Genomic DNA, 21,167 nt, shown 5'->3' on the forward strand with positions numbered 1-21,167 from the left:
TGCAGTTACTTCAGTTCTTCCGGAAGAGCCGGGACAGTGCCGTCCCACGCCTCGGTGAGGGTGGTGACGTTGTGAACAATGGATTTAATGTAGGTCTCGCCAGCCGACCCGTCCGAGCCGAGGGAATCCCCATAGAGGGCATCGTCACCAATAACAGCCTTCACCCCAGCAGCCCGGGCGATAGCTTCAATGGACTTGGAGTTGTTGGAGTTCTCGGCGAAAAGCGCCACAGCACCCGACTTCTTCACCTCTTCCGCAGAGGCCTTAATGTGGGCAGCAGTGGCATCCGACTGGGCGTTGAAATCCGAGAGGGCCGACCCAATGAACTTCACATCGTAGTCGCGGGAGAAGTAGCCGAATGCGTCATGGGAGGTGAACAGTACCCGCTGGCCAGCCGGCACCGAGTTCATCGCCTCCATCACCCACTTATCGAGGGCATCCAGATTCTTCTCGTAGCTGGCCACCATCGTGCCGAACTGCTGAGCGTTGGCCGGGTCCGCCTTCTTCAGAGCCTCGCTAATGTTGTGTACCTGCACCTTGGCGTTCTTAGGGGAGGTCCATACGTGCGGGTCGTACTCGAACTCGGCCTTCTCACCCGGTTCGGGGGCGAACGGCCAGGGGGCCACGTTCACCTTCTGGTCGCCGCGGTACACCTTGTACGGTTTACCCTTGTCATTCCGGGCGGCGGCGGACGGGTCCTTTACCTCATTGGCGGTGAGAATACCGGTCGTCACTACCATGGTGCCCTTGAAGCCGGAGGCCTCCACCGCAGAGTCCAAGAAGTGCTCCAGATCCACCCCGTTCACCAGGAAGAGCTTCGCGTTGGAGAGCGCGTTCATCTCCTTCGGAGTCATCTCGTGGTCGTGGGCGGAGGCGTTGGGGGCCAGCAAGCAGGTGAGGTTGATGTCCTTGCTGCCGGAGGCGATCTGCTTCACATAGTCGCAGATTTGGGTGGTGGTGGCGACGACACCGATGCCATCACCAGCAGAAGAAGACGTGGAGGAATTGCAGCCCGAAAGAAGAGGGGCAGCGAGGAGCGCGGCGGCTGCGGCGGCAGCCAGAAAACGCTGAGAGCGGCGTGGAGCGTGCTTCATGAAAGACTCTTTCGTATGTGGGCCGCGGGCAGGCGAACGAGTTCTGCGGGGCGGGCAGAAAGTGCACTGTTAAGTTACGCGCTCTGAACAATAGTCTACTCTCCCACCCCACGTTCCCTCTACGATGGAAGACATGACCTCGTTATTCCGTGAAGATCTCTCCTCCATCCCCGCCTACGTTCCAGGACGCACCATCCCCGGTGCCATCAAAATCGCGAGCAACGAAGTAACTGACGGCCCCGGCCAGGTCGTCCTCGATGCGGTGACGGCAGCCGTCAGCGGCTGCAACCGCTACCCGGACACCTCCTCCGCGGAACTACGAGTTGCCATCGCCAACGCCCTCAACCGAGACCTCCAAGCCCAAAACATGAGCACCGACAGCCACATCACTCCCGCCCAGATTGTGGTCGGCAACGGCTCCGTCTCCCTACTCCAACACCTCATCCAAGCCACCTGCCCCGCCGGCGCCAATGTGGTCATGGCGTGGCGCAGCTTCGAGGCCTACCCCATCATGGGCCATGTGGCCCAAGCGAACCTAGTACAGGTTCCCAACCTGCCCGACGGCAAGCATGACCTGGACACCATGGCGGAAGCCGCCCAAGACCCCAACACCGGCATTGTGCTGCTGTGCAACCCCAACAACCCCACCGGGGAAACCTTCAGCCACATTGACCTGGTGGAATTCCTACAAAAAGTCCCCAGTACCGTCCTGGTGGCACTTGACGAGGCCTACTACCACTACAACCGGCTGGGCACCTTCCCCCACAGTGTGGAACTGCTCTCCGCCTACCCCAACCTGGTGGTGCTGCGCACCTTCTCCAAGGCGTACGGGCTGGCTGGCCTACGCGTGGGCTATCTGGTGGGTTCCGAGGAGACCTGCCGGGAACTAAGCAAAGTAGTGATACCCTTCGCTACCGGCCTGGCCGCACAAGCTGCCGCCGTGGCTGCCCTCACCCTCCGCGACCAGCTGCTGGCCCGCACCGACACCATCGTGGAGGAACGGCAGCGCGTCACCCAGGCACTCCGCACTATGGGCTTTGAGGTGCACAATTCGGAGGCCAACTTTGTGTGGCTGCCCCGCACCGACGCCCAGCAGCTGACCGACTACCTGACCGAGCAGAAAATACTGGTACGCGGATTCGTGGGTGACGGTATACGCGTCACCATCTCCACCCCCGCCGAAAACGACCAGTTCCTGGACGCTATCGCAGGCTACCCGGCCATTTAACGCAAAGCCCGATAGGCTAGCTGGTGAGCAAACCACACGACGATGAAGGATACGACGCTATGACCAACAAACCCACCGACCCCCGAAAGCGGCGCGCCGCCCAACGCCGCGCCGCGGAACGCCAGCGCAAAGCCGGAATGCTCAACTGGCGCAGCTGGGAACCCTGGGTACTCATCACCATTGTGGTGGCCATCGTCGCCGTCATCGTCACCCTCATCGTCACCACCAACAGCAACAAAAGCAACCTCTCCTCCCCTGAAGCGCAGATCGACCCCGGCCACTTCTCCAGCGACTCCTACGGGCTCGCCCACCGCCGCAACGACGGCCTATCCATCGGAGACCTCAACGCCCCCGTCGTCCTCATCGACTACGGCGACCTCCGCTGCCCCTACTGCGCCAAGTGGATGAAACAGGTAGAACCCGAGCTGGTGGACAAGTATGTGCGCACCGGAAAACTCCGCATTGAATTCCGCAACATGGTGCTATTCGAGCAGCCGTCCCAGCTGGGTGCGCGTGCCGTCATGGCCGCCGCTCAACAAGGCCAAGGCTACGCACTAATGCAGAAGATCTACTCCACCATGCCGCAAAAAGGCCACGGAGAGATCACTGTGTCACTTGTGCGGAAGTGGGCGGAAGAACTGCAGCTGAAAGACATCGACCAGTTCATGAAGGACGCCCAGTCCACCAAGTTCGACGCACAGATTGCGGAAGGTAAGCAGGAGGCACACTCTATGGGCTTCCAGTCTGTGCCGGCGTTCCTCATCAACGGCTACCCGGTGCTGGGGGCCCGCGAGACGCAAACCTACATTGACATCATCGAATCCGCGCTGCTAGCCCTCGACTAGTAGGCGGCCACGGCGGCTGGCGGCTGCGGCGGTTAGCCTGCTATTCCGCCGAATGCGGCCGGCTGGCAAACACACCTACCCCAACGAACGTAAAGGACAACGAGTGAGCACTATCGGTATCCTGGGCGCCTTCCTGGGCGGCATCCTCACCCTCATCAGCCCCTGCTCCGCACTGCTCCTCCCCGCCTTCTTCGCCTACGCCTTCGACGGCTTCGGCAAACTCATCAGCCGCACAGGACTCTTCTACCTGGGCCTCTGCATCACCCTCGTGCCGCTGGGCGCAGGCCTGGGTAAAGTCGGCTCCCTCTTCGACTCCATCCGCCCCAGCATCATGATGTTCGCCGGCATCCTCATCATCATCTTCGGCATCATGACAGTGTTCGGAAAAGGCTTCGCCTTCCAACCCGCCCAAGACGCCGTCGGCAAACTCTCCGGCACCAATGCCGTCAGCGTCCTGCTACTGGGCTGTGTCTACGGCCTTGCCAGCTTCTGCTCCGGCCCCATCCTCGGCAGCATTTTGACGGTCGCAGTTGCCGGCGGCAGCGCCCTCTACGGCATGGTGCTGATGGCCATCTACGCCCTCGGCATGGCCGTGCCACTCTTCATCCTGGCCATCTTGTGGGAACGCTTCGACCTCTCCCACAAGAAGTGGCTGCGCGGCAAAGAACTAAAGTGGGGACCCATCACCACCAACACCACCTCCATCGTGTCCGGAGCGCTATTCATCCTGATCGGCGGGCTTTTCCTGGGCACAGACGGCACCGCCGGACTGAGCGGCATCGCCGGATGGGACAGTCAATTCAATGCGGAACTGTGGGCGACCCGCGTAGGCAACTCCTCCACCGACCTGATTGTGCTGCTGGTAGTCCTGGTGCTGCTGCTCATCGCGCTGGTGGCCTTCATTGTGCGGCGCAAGCGCGGCGGTGACGATGCGGAACCGCTGGCCGAGCAGATGGATGCCAGCGAAGTAGCCGACAAGCTGGACCAACTAGAAGCCAGCGCGGCAGGAAGTAGCTCGGTGGACGTAAGCGTAGCGGATGCCAGCGCAGCCCCGTCCGGCGACGAGACCACTCCCTCGCGCGACTAGCCGGTGGCTAGCTTGCGGTGCACGCCGAATGTGTTAGCTGGTTGCCCTAGCTGACCAACCTAGCTGACCAACCTAGCCGACTTGTCCTAGCCGACGGTGCAGGAAGAGACGATCACGCCGTCCACCGTCAGCGACGCCGTCCACATATTCGTCTGGAATGCCGGGGAAATATCCGGCGGAATCTCCACCCACAGGATCATCCCATCCGCCGTCGGCTCCATGCGCGTCCATCCACGGTACTGGTACTCACCCTTCACCTTCGGAGTGGAAGACTGCGCCACCACCGCCGAGTTACGGGCGATCACCCCATTCCGCACCCCCACCAGACGCTGATTCTTCCCCTGGTTGGTAGCGAAGGTAAAAAGCGACAGTTTAGACGAATCCAACTGGCCCGCCAGCACATACTTGACGAGCAGGCCCCCACGGGAACTCGTAAACACCGCTGCTGCCTTCCCCCGTGGCAACGAGTGCTGAGACGGGGCATTGCAGCGAGACAGTCGGCGCTCCGGCGCACCCAGGCGACGATTCAACCCCAGGTCCTCCGTCACCTCCAACGAGGCACGGCTCTTCGCCGTAGTAGCAGACGAACTACCGGAGCTAGCGGACTTGTCACCCTGCTGCGTGGACCTCTGCTGCCCAGTGCTCTGCGCACTGGAACTGGCGGTGGATTGGCTCGTGGCGGTGCCCTCTACTTCCGAGCCGCAGCCGGCCACAGTAAGGGCCAGAAAGACGGCAGCCGCCGGTGCGATAAGGCGGGTTGCGAGGCTGCGGGGCTGCATGATTCTCCTAGGCAGGGGTGGCCGAATAAGTTCTCTCCCCCAGGCTACCGGCAGACGAGCGCGCTGCCGTATCGATGCGGGAATAATCATCAAACAATTTTGTTGTTACTATCAGGTGGATAGTTTTTCACGGGTATGATCGCCAAACGACCGGGCTATCCGTCCACTAGGTTGCAAGGTCGTCGAGCTGCTGAGCTGGTGGGCCGCCAGGCAGTGGTCCACCGGGCCCTCGGCCCAGCAGTGCCAACCGGCACAATCCACACAAAGATAACTACAACAGCTGGCTCCCACTAAACCCATACCGCACTACACAAGGAGATATTGTGAGCGGGTTTTACAACCAGAATTTCCAGGTCCAAACCACTGCCGGAGACACCATCAACCTTGACGACTTTTCCGGCAAGGTACTGCTAGTGGTCAACACAGCCTCCAAGTGTGGATTCACCCCACAGTTTGATGGTCTGGAGAACCTCTACCAGGAATACAAGGACCGCGGCTTCTACATTATTGGCTTCCCCTGCAACCAATTTGCCCAGCAGGATCCCGGCACCAACCAGGAGATTAGCGAATTCTGCCGCCTCAACTACGGCGTCAGCTTCCCCATGATGGCCAAAGTAGACGTAAACGGCGACAACGAATCTCCCGTCTACACCTACCTGAAGTCCCAGCAGAAGGGTGTGCTGGCCAGCAAGATCAAGTGGAACTTCACCAAGTTCCTCATTGGTCGCGACGGCACCGTCCTGAAGCGCTACTCCCCCACCACCGAGCCCTCCAAGATCGCTTCCGACATTGAGGCGGCACTGGCTAAGTAGCATCGGTAGCCTGCCTCCGAGCGAGGCAGCCAGCGGCGCGGATAGGTTACACGCCTACCGCGCCGCTTTTTTCTGCCCACAGGACGGGGCAGGTTCAGTCGGGGCAGGTTCGGTCGGAACAAATACGGCGGAGGCAAGTTACCTGCACGCCGGGCCTGTTTTGGCAGAATGAGGGTATGGGTTTGCACTTAGAACGCATGGTGGCCGGCGAATGGTACAACCCCGCCGAGGATCCAGATTTGGCGGAGGCGTATGCAAAGTGTCAGCGGGAGCTGGCGCGGTTTAACGCTACACGCGTGGAAGAGGATGCGCTGCGGGCGGAGATTCTGCGTGGCCTGTGGGGGGAGTTTGGGGAGGGATCGGTGGTGCGGGCAGCCACTGGTGTGCGAGTTTGGGTTCAATATCCGTGTGGGGCGGGACTGTTTTGTGAATTTTGATGCGCTGTTTTTGGATACGAATACGGTGACGTTGGGGGATAGTGTGCAGGTGGGGTCCCGGGTGCAGTTTGTGACGCCAATTCACCCGATTGATGATGTGGAGATGCGGGCTGCTGGGTGGGAGCGATCCGCGCCGATTGTGGTGGGCGACAATGTGTGGATTGCGGCTGGGGTGACGGTGTGTGCGGGGGTGACGATTGGGGAGAACAGTGTGATTGGGTCGGGCAGTGTGGTGACGCGCGATATTCCGGCGAATGTGCTGGCGGTGGGTACGCCGTGTCGGCCGGTACGGGTGTTGCACCAGCCGGAGGAGCCGGGGAATCCGACGTTGGGTGCCTAGCCTAGCTGGGGTTTCTGTAGGCGCTTAGCTGGGGTTGCTGCGTTCGGTGCGGACGACGTAGTCGGTTATTTCGGCGAATTGGCTGAAGGTGCGGAACCAGGGGTCCCGGCCGAAGCGTTTGGGGGTGGGGCGGCGGAAGTCCCATTGGGGGAGGTCTGCGATGTCTTTAGTGGGGAAGTCTTCGTGGTAGTCGAGGCGCTGGATGGGGGCGTTGCCGACGACTCCGCGGAGGTGGACGATGCTTTCGTTGAGGTCCAGGGTGGGTTCGGCACTGCAGGGGCGGATGAGGATGCCACCTATGCGGAGGTGGGGGATGCCGGCGAGGTATTGGACGATGCTGATGCTTTGCTGCATGGGGTGGTAGACGCCCATGATGATGGGGACGATCCAGGGGCTACCTTTGGCGGGGAGGGGTGAATCGAGGGGACGTTCGTCTGCGCTATCCCCCCACAGGTGGGCGAGAGTAGTGACGCCGCAGCCGGGGTAGGTGCCGACGAGGTGGATGAGTGGGATGGCCATGGTGTTACCTAGTTTCGGGCAGGCGGGGGTGTGGGCTGAGGGGCGGGTACGCCGTGGGGCAAGGTACCGTTGGGTGGAGGAGTACCGTTAGGCTGGGTGCCGGGTTTCTTCCCGGCTTTTTCATTTGCGGCTTGTGCTGCAGCTTCTTTAGCTGCTTTTTCGGCGGCTTTTTTGGCTTCTTCTTTTTTGCGGAGTTCCTCGACGACTTTGAGGTTGGGCCGCATTCCGGTGATACGGAGGCCTACGCCGGGGAGGTTTTGGACGTGGTAGTCCCCTACCCAGGTTTTGTTGTGGTGTTCGTCACCTTTGGGGCGCCAGTCGACGATGACGGTGTACCAGCCTGGTTCTGCGGGACGGATGGTGGTGCACCATTCGAGTGGTTGTTGGGGAAGTGAGTCGATGGTGCTGGTGACGGTTTGAGTGTCTACCCAGTCGCCGCTGATGAGGGCCATGACGCCGGGGGCGGAGCGGGTGCCGAAGTATTGCTGCTCCATGGTGGCGAGGAGCCCTTCGGGAGTTATGATGGTGCCGCCGGCGTTGGAGATGTAGGGGTTGGCGGACTGGGGGATGCACCATTGTGTGGTAGAGGGGGCGGCGGTTGTGGTGGTGGGAGCCGCCTGGGTGCCCTTGGTGGTGTGGCTGTGGGTGAGTCCGAGCCCTAGCCCGAGGGCGAGGATGAGTGTGGGGGTGAGGAGTGCTCCCGCGTAGATGAGGCGTTTTTTTATGAGTTCGGGTGTGCCACTGCGGGTTGCGGGGATTTTGGGTTCTTGTTGTTTTTTGGGTGCCTGGGGTTCTTTCCGGGTGTTGGGTGCTTTCCGGGATTGAGGATTTTGGGAGCCCTTGGAGGATTTTGTGGGGGCGGTGGTGCTGGCCGGGATGGCGGCGAGGGCGTCGTCGAGGCTGAGGAGTGGGCCGGCGGTGGTGGAGGCGTATCGCGGGTTGGGAGCGCCAGCGGTGCCAGGAGTGCCGGCGGTTGCCTCGGTGGTGGTTGGGCGGTTGGGGAATCCGGTGGGGCGGTTTCCTGTCGTCGCTCCGTTGGCGTCCCACTGGCTGAGCCAGTCCCGCCAGTCGCTATCAAAAAGCACTACTTGTTGTCCTTTTTGGGAGTGTGGAAGGCCTTGTCGAGCTTCTTCTGGAACTGCTTGGCGTCCTTGTTAAGGTCACTCTTGTTTGGCTTCTTCATCGGTTTGTCGGTGGGGAGCTTCCCTACCTGGCCAGCTTTTCCAGCCTTCTTGCTGACTTTGTAGACCTTTCCGACTTTGCCGAGCTTCCCTACTTTGTCCAGCTTTCCGGACTTGCCGAGCTTGCCGGTCTTGTCGCGCTTCAGCCCGGCCTTATTAGCACGCTGCTTGATCAGGGTGGGGATCTCCTTGATGTCCTGGAAAGTGGCCTTCACGTTCTCCGGCACGCTGGAGTAGTCCAGCGGGTAACGGTCGGCATCGACGGGGACATAGTTGTCCCGTGCGCGGGCAGAGTTCTCCAGGGAGACGACGGCCGCCGTCACTCCGGAGACAGCTGCGTGGGCTACGCCGCCAACGACTGTCGCACCGAAAAGTGCTCCGGCGGTTCCGGCGAGAGTTCCTCCGGCGAGTGCCCCGGTTGCCAGTCCGACGGGTGCTCCCAGTAGTAGGCCGGCGCCGAGGCCAAGGCCGGTGAGTGCAGCAGTTCCTGCCACGGTGATGGCGACGCCTGTGGCTGCACCAGCTAGTGCGCCGCCGACGAAACCAAGGGCTGCGCCGGGGATAACAAGTACGGCACCTGCTGAGCCAAGTACGGCACCGACGGCCGATCCGCCCCCGATACCGACGGCACCTCCGACGACTGCGCCAACACCGGCCACGACAGCTGCACAGGGAATACCGATGACGGCGCCAACTCCGGCAAGAGCAGCGCCGACAGCTGCACAGATTCCTCCTGCTGCGGCACCTGCGGCACCGCCGACTCCGGCTGCACCCACCGTGCCAACAACGGCAAGGCCGACGAGTGCACCGGCAGCTGCACCACCGACTCCGCCGCCCACGAATGCGGCTCCGCCAAGGAGGGCTGTGCCGCTCATTGCTCCAGCGACTGTGAGCGCAACGGTGAGGGCGGTACCTGCGGTGAGACCGAGTACTGCGCCACCGATCACGGTGGCGATGGGCAGGGTGGATGCGCCGATGAGTGTTCCAGCTGCGCCGCCCACGACAGCTCCGGCGGCGGCGGCCGGTACGCCAACGAGTATGGCACCGGCGGCCGGGAATGCTATGGCAGCGGCTGTTTTCTTGAGAATCTGGGGATCATTTTTCAGTGCCTGTGGGTCGCGGAGCAGGATCGCGGGGATCCGCGGAAGGTAAGTGGGTGCGGTGAAGCCGTTGACGGCGTGTTCTGCACCACTCTTCGCTGCCGCTTTAAGGGCTTTCTTGTCGGCGACGGTGGCTTTGAATGTCTCCCCTTTGTTGACGAGGTAGAGGCCCTTGTAGGGTTTCGGCGCCGGTTTACTGGGTTTGGGTGCGGGTGCGGCGGGGTAGGTGGGGTATACGGGGTAATACTCTGGGGGCTGGTTGTAGGTGTTGCCGGTTCCCTGGTTGGGGTTCTGGTTTTGGCTTTCGGAGGGGGCTTTGTCGGGGCCGAACTGGGGGGTGGTGTCGACGTCGGCGTGGGCTAGTCCGAGGCCAAGGGTGGCGGTGAGTGCGAGGGCTACAGGGAGCGAGTGAGTTTTCTTCATGCGCTCAATTCCAACGGTGTGTTTGAATGGGTCGCGCAGCAGTGTAGTTGGGGGTGTGGATGCGGTGGGGACCTACTTTTGGGTTTCTGTGGGGTTGTGTGTTCCTTTTTTACGTTTGAACTGGGGTTTTGTTGGTTTTAGGGACGTTGTTTTTTGGTGGGAAAGTTTTTTGGGCTACATAGCTAAATAGGCTGCACCCCACGCTGAGTGTGCGTGGGGTGCAGTGTGGAGTTCTCGGAGAAAGCGTTTATTTGTCGGAGGAGGTGGGGGGTTCGATGGGGCCGTCTTTCTTGGTGTGATTGTCGGGTTCTGCAGGGTGTGCTGGGCCTGTGGGGCCGTCGGTGGGGGCGGCGAAGTACGGGCCAGGGTAGGGGAAGGTGTTATTGAAGGACGGGCCGGGGTTGTGCGGGTAGACGGGGTTGCTGAAGGGTGCTGCACCGTTGGGGGTTCCGGCGGGGTTGTCGCCGGTGGGGTTGATGGGTGCGTAGTACTTGTGTCCGTCGTAGTAGAGGCCGTTGGCGGCGGCTTCTTTTTGTTTCTTCTCGTGGTAGTAAGACAGCACGATGAAGACGATTTGTCCGATGTTTCCGGTGATAAGGACGATGAGCAGCCAGGCGACCCAGGGGAGGCCGGCGACGTCGACGTTGCGGAGTTGGATGACGCGGACGATGGCCCAGATGAAGATGGCGATTCCGAAGAGGCCGACGATGCCGCTCAGGATGACGGCAGTGACAGAAATGCCGTATTCGAGTTCGTTTGCAGCGAGAAGCATGGTGTTCATGGTGGTTCTTCCCCGATTGGTGGTGTTGTCATTATGTAGAACGGACGAGCGTCTGGAAATGTTCCATCCATTTTGGTGATGGTGTTTTGTCGATTTGTTCTTGCACCGAACACACACCCTTGTGTTACTATTACTAATACAAGGGATACAAGATGGACCTTGTGTAAGGATACACCATGATCATCACCATCAACCCACATTCTGAGATACCCATTTTCCAGCAAATTCACGACCGCATCGTAGAGGCGATCGCCCAAGGCACTATCCGCCCCGGCGAACAACTAGCCCCAGTGCGTTCGCTAGCTACGGATTTCGGTATCAATCCCGCCACCGTAAAGAAAGCCTATGACCTACTGAAAGCAGAAGGCATCATCACCACATCAATGCGGGAAGGAAGCGTGGTAGTGGAGAATACCACTCCACACCCAGACCATGTTGCACAGTTCCAAACCGAGTTAACAACCCTATTGGCGAAGGCTCACTGCCAAGGTGTTACTCCAGACGATATAAGCACACAGGTCAACACGGTCTTGGAATCTTTTACAACGACGACAGAAGAGAAGGGCGTGTAGCCATGTCCATTGCATTGTCTGCGCTACTATTCGCGATTGTTCCCCTACTATGGCTCAGTCTGCCAGCACTGGTCCCCCACAACAGCCCACTAGGTGTGAGCGTGCCGGTGGCACACCGAAATGATCCCGTTATTGGTGCCGGCTGGCGCCGCTTCCATATCACGAACGCTGTGGTGGCCGTGGCGCTTGCTGCGATTGTTATCGTGTGCGGGCTTGTTTTACCGGAGCAGCAGGCTGCTGTGGTGTTGTCCGTGTTCATAATGCTACAGGTCCTGTCACTGATGCCTACCTGGTGGTGGGCTGGCCAGATCATCCGCCAGAAAAAGGCAGAAGAGCGCTGGTTTGACGATACCCGCGTGGAGGTTGCCGGCTCAGTAACGCCAGGCACCCCCGCCAATGCGATGCCGCGAGTACCAGTTCCGTGGCCACTCTATGTAGGAGCGTATGTGGTGGCCGCCCTTACCGCGCTGGTGTTGTGGCTGCGGTGGGACGCAATTCCATCTTCGATACCCGACCCCAATAGCTCTGCTGGCGATATGGTGGCGAAAAATGTGGGCACTGTATTTGGTCCCGTCTTTTTTACCCTCGGACTAGTGACCATATTGCTGCTGGCGGCCTTACTTGTGGCGTTTAACCCTGGGCGATTCCGCACTGCCACCTCACGATCCGCACGACTACGCGCAGGACTGCTGTTTGAAGCAATGCAGCAGGATTTGGGGTGGGTAACGGTGTGCTACTCCCTCGGGTTGAGTGCGCTGGCATTGTCGGTAATGCCGCCGTTTGCGGATGCGACGAAGGCGGTAACGTTTGTTGGCGTTGCACTACTCCTAGTACCCATTGTGGCGATGCTGGCACATATGGTGCGGGTAGGCCGCTCTGTTCCAGTAGACCCAGATGATGCGGATGGCCGTAACCAGGATGAGTTCTACCGGTTGGGCCTGTTTTACGTGAACAAGGACGATCCGGCAATGTTCGTGGATCGGCGTGCAGGCGTTGGCATAGATGTCAACTGGGGCAACCCGCGCGGTGTACTGCTAGCACTGGGTATGCTCGTAGCAGTAGCAGCGCTGATCTGCGTACCGGCCTTCATCTGGTAGACGTAAACACGTAGTGACATCATGTGAAGTACCCCGGGTTGTGTTCCTCACCAGCGTCAACGGTTCCTTGCAGAACATTCGACAGGCCTTCACCGGTAATCTCACCGATACTTTGTAGAGAAGTAAACCCCTCACTGACGGGAGATCGCCCGCCAGTGAGGGGTCAACCCATCCGCAAGAAACCCACGTTAGGCCCGGAACGTGGCCGTCACCACACAACACAAAGGAGAAGCGGCATGGGCGAGCACATCACCATCCAGGCCAGCAGCGTGAGGGAACTCTGCGCACAGCTGGAGGAACTGGGCGAACCATCCCTGCGGGATTTCAACGCGCGACTCGTCCCCACAGAATCCGCCGACACGCTACTGGGCATCCGCATCCCCACCCTGCGACAGCTCGCTCAAGAACTTTGGCGGCACAACCGACCCCTGGCGGACGCCTTCCTGGCCGACCTCCCCCACCGCTACCTGGAAGAAAACCTTCTGCACATGCTGCTACTCAACCAGCTGCGGGAGGCTGACAGCTACACTGCTGCGCTGGAACCCTTCCTGCCGCACATCACCAACTGGATGGTGAGCGACGCAGCTGGGCCGAAGTTCACCATGGGGGAACTCCAACGGCTCGAACCACACCTGCACATTTGGCTGGCAGATCCCCACACTTACACATCCCGGGTGGGCGGGGTGCTGCTGATGGCCAACTATCTGCGGGACCTCTTCCGGACCGAACACCTGCAGTGGATCGCCCGCATCCCCAGCCAGGACTACTACAGCCATATGCTGCAAGGCTGGTATCTGGCGACTGCGCTTGCCACTCAACCCGACGCCATCTGGCCTGTCCTGCGGGACCCCGAGACTGCCGGGGTGCCGTTGAGTGTGGAGGCGCGGCTGAAGGCGATACAGAAAAGTATCGAGTCCCGGCGGATTAGTGCCGACGACAAAACCGAACTGCGCGCCTTGCGGGCATCTATCCGCAGCGGGCACGCTTGAGTTAAAGGCCTGTGCTAGCGGTTGCAACCGGCTCCGACGGCTGGTTTTATCTGCCGGTGCCATAGAGGGGGTCGTCGGGGTGGCGGATGATGCCGCGGGGGAGGTTGCCGGGTTGGGGGAGGATGCGTTCGGTATTTTCTGCAGAGCGGCGGGGGCGGCGGCGTTTGCTCTTGTTGGTGGTGCCTTGGCTGGCTGCTGCGCCTGGTGCGCCGGGCATGCCGCCCATGCCAGGGCGGCCCGCGCCGGTACCGGGAGTGCCAGCACCCTTGACGGAAGAACCAGCGTTTGTGGGGGTCTTCGCACTAGAACCGGTGGGGGTGTTGGGGTTCGTACTAGCAATGCCAGCACCTTTCGCACCCATACCAGACGCGATTCCCGAGGTTCCCGGCATCGAGCCTGTACGTCCGACAGATCCAGCGCCTAAACCAGCTCCAAAAGCGCCACCACCGACGAGAACACTCGTGTTGGGGCGCGACTCCCGGTTGTCGCCTGTGCCGTGGTTGGGGTTGGTCCAGCGGCCGGGATATCCGCCCATATAACCAGCATTGGGTTGTGGGGTTTGCATCCCCGCAGGGCCCGCAGCCGCCGCGTTGGTTCCAGCAGGGGCTACAGGGGAAGGTGCACCGCCGGGTGTCATGCCGGTGGGGCCACCAACCGACCCGATGGTGCTCCCCTGCCCTGGCGATAGTGGGCCAACCATGTTTGGTGTGGTTTCTGCCGGCGGCATCCCCTCCCGCGGAGTCACCTTGCGAATATCCTTGGTGTCCGGGGGCGGGGCGACCGGCTGGGTGGGAGCAGACATCACACCATCAAGGTTGGCCGCGATGGGAGGCAGGTCACACACACTAACGGGTGCTGCTGGGGCAGGCTTGGGAGGAGCGGGAAGACGCACCATGTCATCACGGTGGAACGCCCGGATCGGCACCGGAACCTCAATGTTTCTCGTATCCGCGTGGACAAGCTCAGGATTGTAATGATCCCGCAGAACAGCACTCGCCTTCTCCATATAGACCGCAGGATCATAGGGACGCTCCTCGGTCGCGTTACGTTTCGCCCGATCCGACTCATCAGCCACCGCATTCACCTCGATGCGGGCATAGTCGTAGTTTTTAGCAAACGTATCGATCCGTGTGCTGACCGTGTGAGCTTGCTTACCGAGTTGGCGTAGTGATGACGCCCAGCGGCGCATGCCACTGCCTGCCTCGTGGGTGTATGCATCGTTCGATCCTGCACCCTCAACATCATTAGCGATCTTCTGAAGGTCGTCGGCAAGTGTGACGAGCGTTTCGCTAGCTGTCTGCCAAGCACCTGCACACTCATAAAAAACACTTGAATCGAACTTCGCGAACTCTGCTGCGAGCCTGTCGACGTCTTGTCCCAACGGCTCTTCTGTTAGCGGGATGCCGCGGCTGGAGAAGCTCCGCATTAGACGCCCGTCAGGAAGTTTCACGCCATGCCCAAGGCCGCCCATATCCTGCGGCAGACAGGCTTTGTGTTTCTGCTTTGAGGCGAGATTGTCATAAGTCCCGTTGAGATCCCCTTGCGTTGACGTATCCGTGAGACAAATCGCGCGGCATTGGTTTTTCAATGCGGTAGAAACACACCGGCCTTCTTCGAGATGCCATTTCACCAGTTTTTTTAGCCCATGGTGTCCTGTCACGAGTTCATTTATTTGGTCAAAGAAGCTTTGTACAGACGCAAGTCCAGAAAATAGCCCAGTGAATTCACAACGGTCAGTAATGGTTAGATTCGTGTTTTCGAAAAGGTGGTTGAGCTGGGTACAGAGATTGCGAAGCTCGTCGTTATCAACCTGCATAACAGTGTCTTCCCCTGTCGATTAGCGGCGTGGAGCCATCATTGCCATCAAGTCATCGCAGGCTTGATCAGCTGTTTTGGGGTCTTTGCCATTGAAAGAAGCGACGTAACCGACACCGTCACGGTCAAACGTAAGTGAACAGGTGAACGCCTGTGCAATTGTTCCCTCTCCTGTGTATTCCACATGCCCCAAGTAGTAGGTCTCTCCATTGCGCTTCACCGCACGCAAATACTCAAATTTAGGATTAGACCGTACCGTTTCCGACGAATCGATCCGGCCAAAATACAACGCTAACCGGCCATTATCTCTAAACCAGTAGCAGTTATATTTCTCTGCACCCCCATGTCGTCTATCGAGGTCTTTCTGCGGATCAAACCCCACCCGCCTAAGAGCAGGAACATTCACCTGATTACAGACAGCCAGCCAATCGGGGGTCTGCTTGAGCCCCCACTTGCGTAATAGGGCTCTATAGTCGTCAACTTCTTGATGTGACTTGAAGCCACGAATCCCGGCGTCTGGATCCACACCTTCAGTATGGTTCGCATAAATACGGTCGGGATCCCGCTGGCTGCTGCTCGATGAACTAGCACTAGTGCTGGTGCTGAGTACCGACTGGTTGTTACAGCCCGACAGCCCAACAAGCACAGTGCAGACCAGAGCAACAGCAGTGAGTTTCCTCCCCTGGAGAGGAGGGCACAAATAGGAGGTCATCAGGTAAAACCTTTCAACAGTGAGCACTATGCGCAGCATTAAACCACACACGCCAAGCCCGTGGGGAAGTTACTTTCGCGGAGCCATCATTGCCATCAAGTCATCGCAGGCTTGATCAGCTGTTATGGGGTCTTTGCCATTAAAGGAAGCAACGTAACCGACACCGTCACGGTCGAATGTGAGTGAACAGGTGAACGTCTGTGCAATTGTTCCCTCTCCTGTGTATTCCACATGCCCCAAGTAGTAGGTCTCTCCATTGCGCTTCACCGCACGCAAATACTCAAATTTAGGATTAGACCGTACCGTTTCCGACGAATCGATCCGGCCAAAATACAACGCTAACCGGCCATTATCTCTAAACCAGTAGCAGTTATATTTCTCTGCACCCCCATGTCGTCTATCGAGGTCTTTCTGCGGATCAAACCCCACCCGCCTAAGAGCAGGAACATTCACCTGATTACAGACAGCCAGCCAATCGGGGATCTGCTTGATCCCCCACTGGCGTATTAGAGCTCTATAGTCGTAATACTCTTGTTCAGACTTGAAGCCATGAACTCCAACGTTCGGGTCAGCACCGTGATCATGGTTGGCATGAATCCGATCAGGATCACTTTGCACCGGAACTCCCGCTGCGGCGGTACTCGCGCTGATGCCTTCGGAGTACACCGACTGTCTACCGCATCCGACGAGGCAGAGGATAAGTCCGATGAACACCACCACGTAGATAGCGCGTTCGAGATAGCAGGATGCAGTGCTGCGGGTGTTCATGAGGCTGCTGTCCTTCAGCGGTGTGGTAGAAACCGCGCTGTGGTGCTGCGGTGAGTACCAGGAAATTACAGCATGGCTCGCCCGCGCGCAGGGGAGCTACATTCCCACACAGGCGCAACAAATGCGCCCTCACCTACGGGAACAGAAAAAGAAATTAGGTGTGTGCGGGCTGCAACCTATGGGAGGGATGAAACGTTGGGGAGGGCTGCGGCCTATGAGAGGGCGGCACACGTAGGGGCATATCCGCAACCTACGGGCAGGCCGCTACAGTTTGGCGGATTGCTTCTCCCACAGCTTCGCTTCCGCCTGGTAGCGCTCCACCACTGCCTTGGCCACATACTGCAGGCCAGGAACGGTGTAGTGGTAGCGAGCACCCACATTCTCGTGGTTGAGGATGAACCGATCGGGGTCGGCTGCGCAGAGGGTGTGGCCGGTGACGCCGCTGAACGGTATGTTGAATACGCCGCTACTATCCACCTCCACGCCGCGGTTACGCATCATTTCGGTGCTGTATTCGGCCGTCCGGGCGGTTGCGTTGGTAAGAGATTCGTCTGCCTCCCGCCGCAAGTCCTCTACTCGCTTCATCTCCAGGGGGGTCATGTTGGGCAGGTTCTTGCAGGCAACACCTTCCACCAGTGGCAGGTAGCCGACGGTGACGATCATTGCCTTGGGTGCCAGGGCACGAATGTCCTGCAGTACTTCCACCAGGTCCTGCTCTACCTCGCTCTGTTCCGCATGCGGCAGGTAGGGGCCTGTGCCGGGGAAGGCGTTGTCGCTGACCAGCTGGTTCTGTACGCGTAGGTCGTTGGAGCCGAAGCTCAACAGCACCAGCCGGGTGGTGGGACCCACATACTTCTTGGCGTTGAGTTTCCAATAGAGGCCGGAGCGTGCGCCCGCACAGGAGAGGTCCGCCATGGGCAGCTCCAGTTTAGCGGAGACAAGCTGCGGCCAGGCACCCTCGTAGTGCTTGCACTTGCTCACCGGGTTTTTTACCTGCTTCTTGGTGGGTGCCAGAGACATGGTGGAGTCTCCGAACACCACCATCGGGTAGCCGTCCGGGTAGGGGGTGGGGATGGGCAGCTCGATCTCACCGCTGGGGGTGGCGGTCTTCGTTGTTGCCGTCTTCTTAGGCCGCTTTTTTGCCGTGGAAGTGTCGGGGGTGCCCTTCTCGGAGTTATGTGCGGTGGGTGACGGCTGGTGGGTAGCGACCTGCGGATTCTGGGTGGAGGCGATAATTGCTTCCTCATGGGAGGTAAATAGTCCGCCCGTCGCCAGCTGGGATATGGCCAGGATGAGGGTGGCTACTAGGGTTCCTGCCACTATGCCCATGCGCTGCGTGTGAGAGAGGTCTTTACGCTGCATGGAACTCCCAACTTCTTGAACAACTAACTTCGTATTCTATTCTGCCCCGCATACTGGTCACTGGGCGCCGGCAGCTAGTCGCGAGCCACTCGCTGCTGGCCAGTTAGCAGGTGAAAAGGAAAACCCCAGACTCGATCCGGAATCCGGCCTCATCTGGAGTGTCCCGAAGGCGGAAGTGAAGGGATTTGAACCCCTGGTCCGCGCTAACGGACGCTCGCTTTCAAGGCGAGTGCATTCGGCCGCTCTGCCACACTTCCCTACGCCATCACTGGCGACCCCACCATGGTACCGACAAGTTGTGAAACCCGAAAGCAGAGCAGGCCACACTGTATATAAAAGGCCTACAGGGTGATAGTTCTTACAGGTACGTGACCTTCACCTAGCTTCCAGTGTGGACTGTGGCGTCGTCGATACTGGGATGCACATGTGGTGGCCTTCTGCTCCCTCAGCCAGGCGGAGCAGAAGGCCACCACATGTATACCTATATATTTGGGTGTACACGCCACTTTATCGTGGCGGGCACCTCTAGAAAGAGGACTTGCTCTTCCTTAGAAGCCAGTAGCGATCATCGGGTGGGTAGTGACGCAGCGCGGGGTGACACCCTTGGTACCCAGACCAATGAGGGTGTAGTCCCAGGCACGCGGATCGAAGACGATGGCGTGGTGGTCTGAATGGTTATTCGGGCAGCCCTTCTGCAGGTTCACGTTGGTGACGGTAGCACCGGGAACAGCCTTCATCCAGGTGTTCTCAATCGGAGTGATCATGGTGTCGTACTCGGAGGAGATGATGGTGTAGTTAACGCCGGGGAGGGTATCACCACGGGCAAGCATATCCGCTACCAATACAGAGTTGGGAAGCATTGGGAATGCAGCTTTGCCAGCTAGATCATCGAGGACTTTACGGAGAGGAGCTTCTGCACCCGGAATGTCACTTACCTTGGCAAGAGCAGCACCCGCGCCACTCAAAGTGGAACCGTGGTGTGCACCGGCGATGCTGACAAAGTGACCCACCTTGTTCTTTGCGGGATTCTTGGCGTCGGCTCCGCCAAAGTAGTGCAAGTAGGTATCAACGATAAGTCCACCCTGGGACCAGCTCACCAGGTCAACCTTCTTGGCACCAGTGGCTTCACGAACGGCGTCAACGTACTGTCCAATCTGCATGGCAGAGGTGAAGGTTTCGCCCATGCCATCGAAGCCGGGAACGTAGCCAGCCAGCGACTTATTCTTCTCCGTGCCGTAGGCCGCACCGAATACACAAAAACCGTGGTCCTTGAGGAAGGGAGCGAGTCCAGACCATGCGACATAGGGGTTAGAGGCGTAGCCGTGTAACAGGATCACCGGGTTGGGGTGCTCGGCGGTGGGCTTGCAGCTCCAATCGTTGGCGCCCTTGGGAGCACGGCGCTTCACCTGGTCGTCCATGCGGAGGGTGGACTGGATGTAATTATTGGGCACGTAGTCCGAGTTACCGTGCGTCTGCTCCTTGGGAGGCGTCATGACGGTGTTGGAGTCCGGAGTGGTGGGAACAACGACCGCAGCGTTAGCGGTGGCGGCAGTTCCGAGAAGACAGAGAGCAGCAGACGCGGCAAGCGCTGCAGTTGCGATGTGACGATTCACGAAAATCACAACTTTCGAATGAGGAGATGACAAAAATGGGAATGGGAGAGAAAAGAAGACTGAAGGCAAAGGGCAGGAGGCTCCCTTCCTCATCCTCGTAGGCTAGTGGCAACGGCCCAGGACATTGTGAAGATTTGGCAACACTCCAGGTGTAGATGGAAACACAAAATAACTGAATCGTAACAGAAATTGTTAACAATAATTTACCGGGCAGTCACCATCTCGGCTTTCTGTCGTCCACTTTTAGTGGGTGGGACTGGGTGCACATTTTCTTGATTAGAACGGGTGCGAACACAGCTCCTAGAGCTTGTCTAAGAATTCCCAAATCTACAGAAATAAGAATTCCCACATCTGCAAAAAGAGGGCTTCCATGGCCCACCCCCGATCGACAGTTTCACCACAACTGAACATATGCTTTAAGTGCCACTCCACGATGTGTACACATGTCCAAGGTGGCACTTCGTTAGCTACCATTAGGAATCATGTACGCGCACGCCCTACCCGTCTGCCGCGGCCCCCGATCCCTCACCTGGAAACACGTACCGGACCCCACACCCGGCCCCGGAGAAGTCCTCCTGCAGGTGGCCGCTGTCGCCGTCAACCGCATGGACCTCGCCCAAACCCAAGGCCGCTACCAGCCGCCCGCCGGCGTTGCACCCTACCCCGGCATCGAATGCTCCGGCAGGATCGTCGCCCTGGGCCCAGACCAACCAGAAGGCTCACTCTGGCAGGTGGGGGATGAATGCTGTGCCCTCCTCAACGGGGGTGGCTACGCCGAGCTGGCGATTGCACCCACACTGCAACTTCTCCCCATCCCGCGGGGGATAACCCTGGTCGATGCCGCCGCACTTCCGGAGGCTGCCTGCGTCGCCTGGTCCACCCTCGTCATGGAAGGCCACCTGACTCCTGGCAACACCGCCCTCATCGAAGGCGGATCGGGCGGCATGGGATCCTTCGCTATTCAGTTAGCCAAAGCCCTCGATGCGGGAGTGGTCGCGATGGCCGGCACCGACCAAGGGGTTAACCTATGCTGGGACTTGGGTGCAGATGTCGCCCTCAACTATCACGACGAAGACCCCGTCATGTCACTCCGCGCACTCGGCGGCGCCAACGTCATCTTCGACCTGTTGGGCGCATCGCATTTGGCCCAACACATTGAAAGCCTTGCCCCCGGGGGCAGAATTGTCACAGTCTCCCTACAAGGAAAACTAGACAACCCTGTCGACATGGGCGTTCTCATGCCACGACTAATGGGAAAACGCGGCTCCATCATCACCACCAGCATGCGCAGCCGTCCCGCCACCGGCCCCGGCTCCAAAGCAGAGGTCATCCGGCAGGTCACCCAGCATGTATGGCCCCTCCTTGCCACCGACCTCATTAGGCCCGTCATCCAGCGTCGCGTCCCCATCCGCTCAGCCCACGACGTCCTCACCGACGTCCAGAACCGCACCACCCTCGGAAAGTCCATCCTGCGCGTCGGCCACTAGCCACACCGTCACCCCATATCACCCCTTTTCGCCATCCCGAGGTGTATTGGTGACGCGTCCAGTACCTAACTTTTCTTACCAGGAAGGTAGGCTCAAAGAGTGCACAAAGTAGAACGAACTGCTGGT

21 protein-coding genes and 1 tRNA gene are annotated in these 21,167 nt (G+C 59.4%); 10 read left to right on the forward strand and 12 right to left on the reverse strand.

Annotation, left to right across the window (positions count from 1 at the left end; translation table 11 throughout):
- Positions 1–5 precede the first annotated feature (5 nt).
- Complete coding sequence (locus Q0X28_RS03295) at positions 6–1,094, reverse strand: metal ABC transporter substrate-binding protein (protein ID WP_298576512.1); 1,089 nt, start codon at positions 1,092–1,094, stop codon at positions 6–8.
- Positions 1,095–1,227: 133 nt separating this feature from the next.
- On the opposite strand from Q0X28_RS03295, the gene hisC reads away from it, so the two are divergent.
- The 3 genes from hisC (at position 1,228) to Q0X28_RS03310 (ending at position 4,254) form a co-directional block, all read left to right on the forward strand.
- Complete coding sequence (gene hisC / locus Q0X28_RS03300; RefSeq protein ID WP_298576514.1) at positions 1,228–2,322, forward strand: histidinol-phosphate transaminase; 1,095 nt, start codon at positions 1,228–1,230, stop codon at positions 2,320–2,322.
- 59 nt (positions 2,323–2,381) lie between these two features.
- Positions 2,382–3,167 (forward strand): thioredoxin domain-containing protein, encoded by a 786-nt coding sequence (locus Q0X28_RS03305; RefSeq protein WP_298576516.1) that lies wholly within the window; start codon positions 2,382–2,384, stop codon positions 3,165–3,167.
- A gap of 103 nt (positions 3,168–3,270) precedes the next feature.
- On the forward strand, positions 3,271–4,254 hold the full coding sequence (locus Q0X28_RS03310; protein WP_296239494.1) for a cytochrome c biogenesis CcdA family protein: 984 nt from the start codon (positions 3,271–3,273) through the stop codon (positions 4,252–4,254).
- An 86-nt stretch (positions 4,255–4,340) separates the two neighbouring features.
- On the opposite strand, the gene Q0X28_RS03315 is transcribed toward Q0X28_RS03310, so the two are convergent.
- Entirely contained in the window at positions 4,341–5,033 is a 693-nt protein-coding gene (locus Q0X28_RS03315; protein ID WP_296239495.1) for a hypothetical protein, read from the reverse strand.
- 323 nt (positions 5,034–5,356) lie between these two features.
- On the opposite strand from Q0X28_RS03315, the gene Q0X28_RS03320 reads away from it, so the two are divergent.
- The 3 genes from Q0X28_RS03320 (at position 5,357) to Q0X28_RS03330 (ending at position 6,622) form a co-directional block, all read left to right on the forward strand.
- Positions 5,357–5,845, forward strand: coding sequence for a glutathione peroxidase (locus tag Q0X28_RS03320; protein ID WP_296239496.1), 489 nt, complete (start codon positions 5,357–5,359; stop codon positions 5,843–5,845).
- Positions 5,846–6,021: 176 nt separating this feature from the next.
- On the forward strand, positions 6,022–6,282 hold the full coding sequence (locus tag Q0X28_RS03325) for a maltose acetyltransferase domain-containing protein (protein ID WP_298576519.1): 261 nt from the start codon (positions 6,022–6,024) through the stop codon (positions 6,280–6,282).
- Positions 6,272–6,622: a DapH/DapD/GlmU-related protein gene (locus Q0X28_RS03330; RefSeq protein ID WP_298576521.1), complete on the forward strand. Its 351-nt coding sequence runs from the start codon at positions 6,272–6,274 to the stop codon at positions 6,620–6,622. Before Q0X28_RS03325 ends, Q0X28_RS03330 begins: the two co-directional genes overlap by 11 nt.
- A 24-nt stretch (positions 6,623–6,646) precedes the next feature.
- Here the strand turns inward: Q0X28_RS03330 and Q0X28_RS03335 are convergent, their stop codons facing one another.
- The 4 genes from Q0X28_RS03335 to Q0X28_RS03350 all read right to left on the reverse strand — a co-directional run bounded on the left by Q0X28_RS03335 (position 6,647) and on the right by Q0X28_RS03350 (position 10,626).
- On the reverse strand, positions 6,647–7,141 hold the full coding sequence (locus tag Q0X28_RS03335) for a hypothetical protein (RefSeq protein ID WP_296239498.1): 495 nt from the start codon (positions 7,139–7,141) through the stop codon (positions 6,647–6,649).
- An 8-nt stretch (positions 7,142–7,149) separates the two neighbouring features.
- On the reverse strand, positions 7,150–8,226 hold the full coding sequence (locus Q0X28_RS03340; protein WP_298576524.1) for a hypothetical protein: 1,077 nt from the start codon (positions 8,224–8,226) through the stop codon (positions 7,150–7,152).
- On the reverse strand, positions 8,226–9,845 hold the full coding sequence (locus Q0X28_RS03345; protein ID WP_298576526.1) for a hypothetical protein: 1,620 nt from the start codon (positions 9,843–9,845) through the stop codon (positions 8,226–8,228). The genes Q0X28_RS03340 and Q0X28_RS03345 overlap by 1 nt, the downstream gene beginning before the upstream one ends.
- A 247-nt stretch (positions 9,846–10,092) precedes the next feature.
- Positions 10,093–10,626, reverse strand: coding sequence for a hypothetical protein (locus Q0X28_RS03350; RefSeq protein ID WP_298576528.1), 534 nt, complete (start codon positions 10,624–10,626; stop codon positions 10,093–10,095).
- 176 nt (positions 10,627–10,802) lie between these two features.
- Here Q0X28_RS03350 and Q0X28_RS03355 point away from each other — a divergent pair, with 176 nt between their 5' ends.
- The 3 genes from Q0X28_RS03355 to Q0X28_RS03365 all read left to right on the forward strand — a co-directional run bounded on the left by Q0X28_RS03355 (position 10,803) and on the right by Q0X28_RS03365 (position 13,284).
- Complete coding sequence (locus Q0X28_RS03355; RefSeq protein WP_298576529.1) at positions 10,803–11,198, forward strand: GntR family transcriptional regulator; 396 nt, start codon at positions 10,803–10,805, stop codon at positions 11,196–11,198.
- A 2-nt stretch (positions 11,199–11,200) separates the two neighbouring features.
- Positions 11,201–12,295 carry a DUF5808 domain-containing protein gene (locus Q0X28_RS03360; RefSeq protein WP_298576530.1) on the forward strand — a complete coding sequence of 365 codons (1,095 nt, stop codon included), beginning with the start codon at positions 11,201–11,203 and terminating at the stop codon, positions 12,293–12,295.
- 236 nt (positions 12,296–12,531) lie between these two features.
- Complete coding sequence (locus Q0X28_RS03365) at positions 12,532–13,284, forward strand: DNA alkylation repair protein (RefSeq protein ID WP_298576531.1); 753 nt, start codon at positions 12,532–12,534, stop codon at positions 13,282–13,284.
- Positions 13,285–13,330: 46 nt separating this feature from the next.
- Here Q0X28_RS03365 and Q0X28_RS03370 read toward each other — a convergent pair whose 3' ends face one another.
- From Q0X28_RS03370 to Q0X28_RS03395, 6 genes are all read right to left on the reverse strand, one after another.
- Entirely contained in the window at positions 13,331–14,944 is a 1,614-nt protein-coding gene (locus tag Q0X28_RS03370; protein ID WP_298576532.1) for a hypothetical protein, read from the reverse strand.
- Positions 14,945–15,121: 177 nt separating this feature from the next.
- Positions 15,122–15,811 carry a hypothetical protein gene (locus Q0X28_RS03375; protein ID WP_298576533.1) on the reverse strand — a complete coding sequence of 230 codons (690 nt, stop codon included), beginning with the start codon at positions 15,809–15,811 and terminating at the stop codon, positions 15,122–15,124.
- A gap of 69 nt (positions 15,812–15,880) precedes the next feature.
- Positions 15,881–16,579: a hypothetical protein gene (locus Q0X28_RS03380; RefSeq protein WP_298576534.1), complete on the reverse strand. Its 699-nt coding sequence runs from the start codon at positions 16,577–16,579 to the stop codon at positions 15,881–15,883.
- Positions 16,580–16,843: 264 nt separating this feature from the next.
- Positions 16,844–17,941 carry a GDSL-type esterase/lipase family protein gene (locus Q0X28_RS03385; protein ID WP_298576535.1) on the reverse strand — a complete coding sequence of 366 codons (1,098 nt, stop codon included), beginning with the start codon at positions 17,939–17,941 and terminating at the stop codon, positions 16,844–16,846.
- A 170-nt stretch (positions 17,942–18,111) separates the two neighbouring features.
- Positions 18,112–18,198 (reverse strand) — tRNA-Ser (locus Q0X28_RS03390).
- A gap of 291 nt (positions 18,199–18,489) precedes the next feature.
- The gene (locus Q0X28_RS03395; protein WP_298576536.1) at positions 18,490–19,554 is read right to left on the reverse strand and encodes a triacylglycerol lipase; all 1,065 of its coding nucleotides are present in this window, start codon (positions 19,552–19,554) and stop codon (positions 18,490–18,492) included.
- A gap of 482 nt (positions 19,555–20,036) precedes the next feature.
- Here Q0X28_RS03395 and Q0X28_RS03400 point away from each other — a divergent pair, with 482 nt between their 5' ends.
- Complete coding sequence (locus Q0X28_RS03400; protein WP_298576537.1) at positions 20,037–21,041, forward strand: NAD(P)H-quinone oxidoreductase; 1,005 nt, start codon at positions 20,037–20,039, stop codon at positions 21,039–21,041.
- Positions 21,042–21,167 lie beyond the last annotated feature (126 nt).

The organism is uncultured Lawsonella sp. (assembly GCF_947252745.1).
In the GTDB taxonomy this organism is placed as follows: Bacteria; Actinomycetota; Actinomycetes; order Mycobacteriales; family Mycobacteriaceae; genus Lawsonella.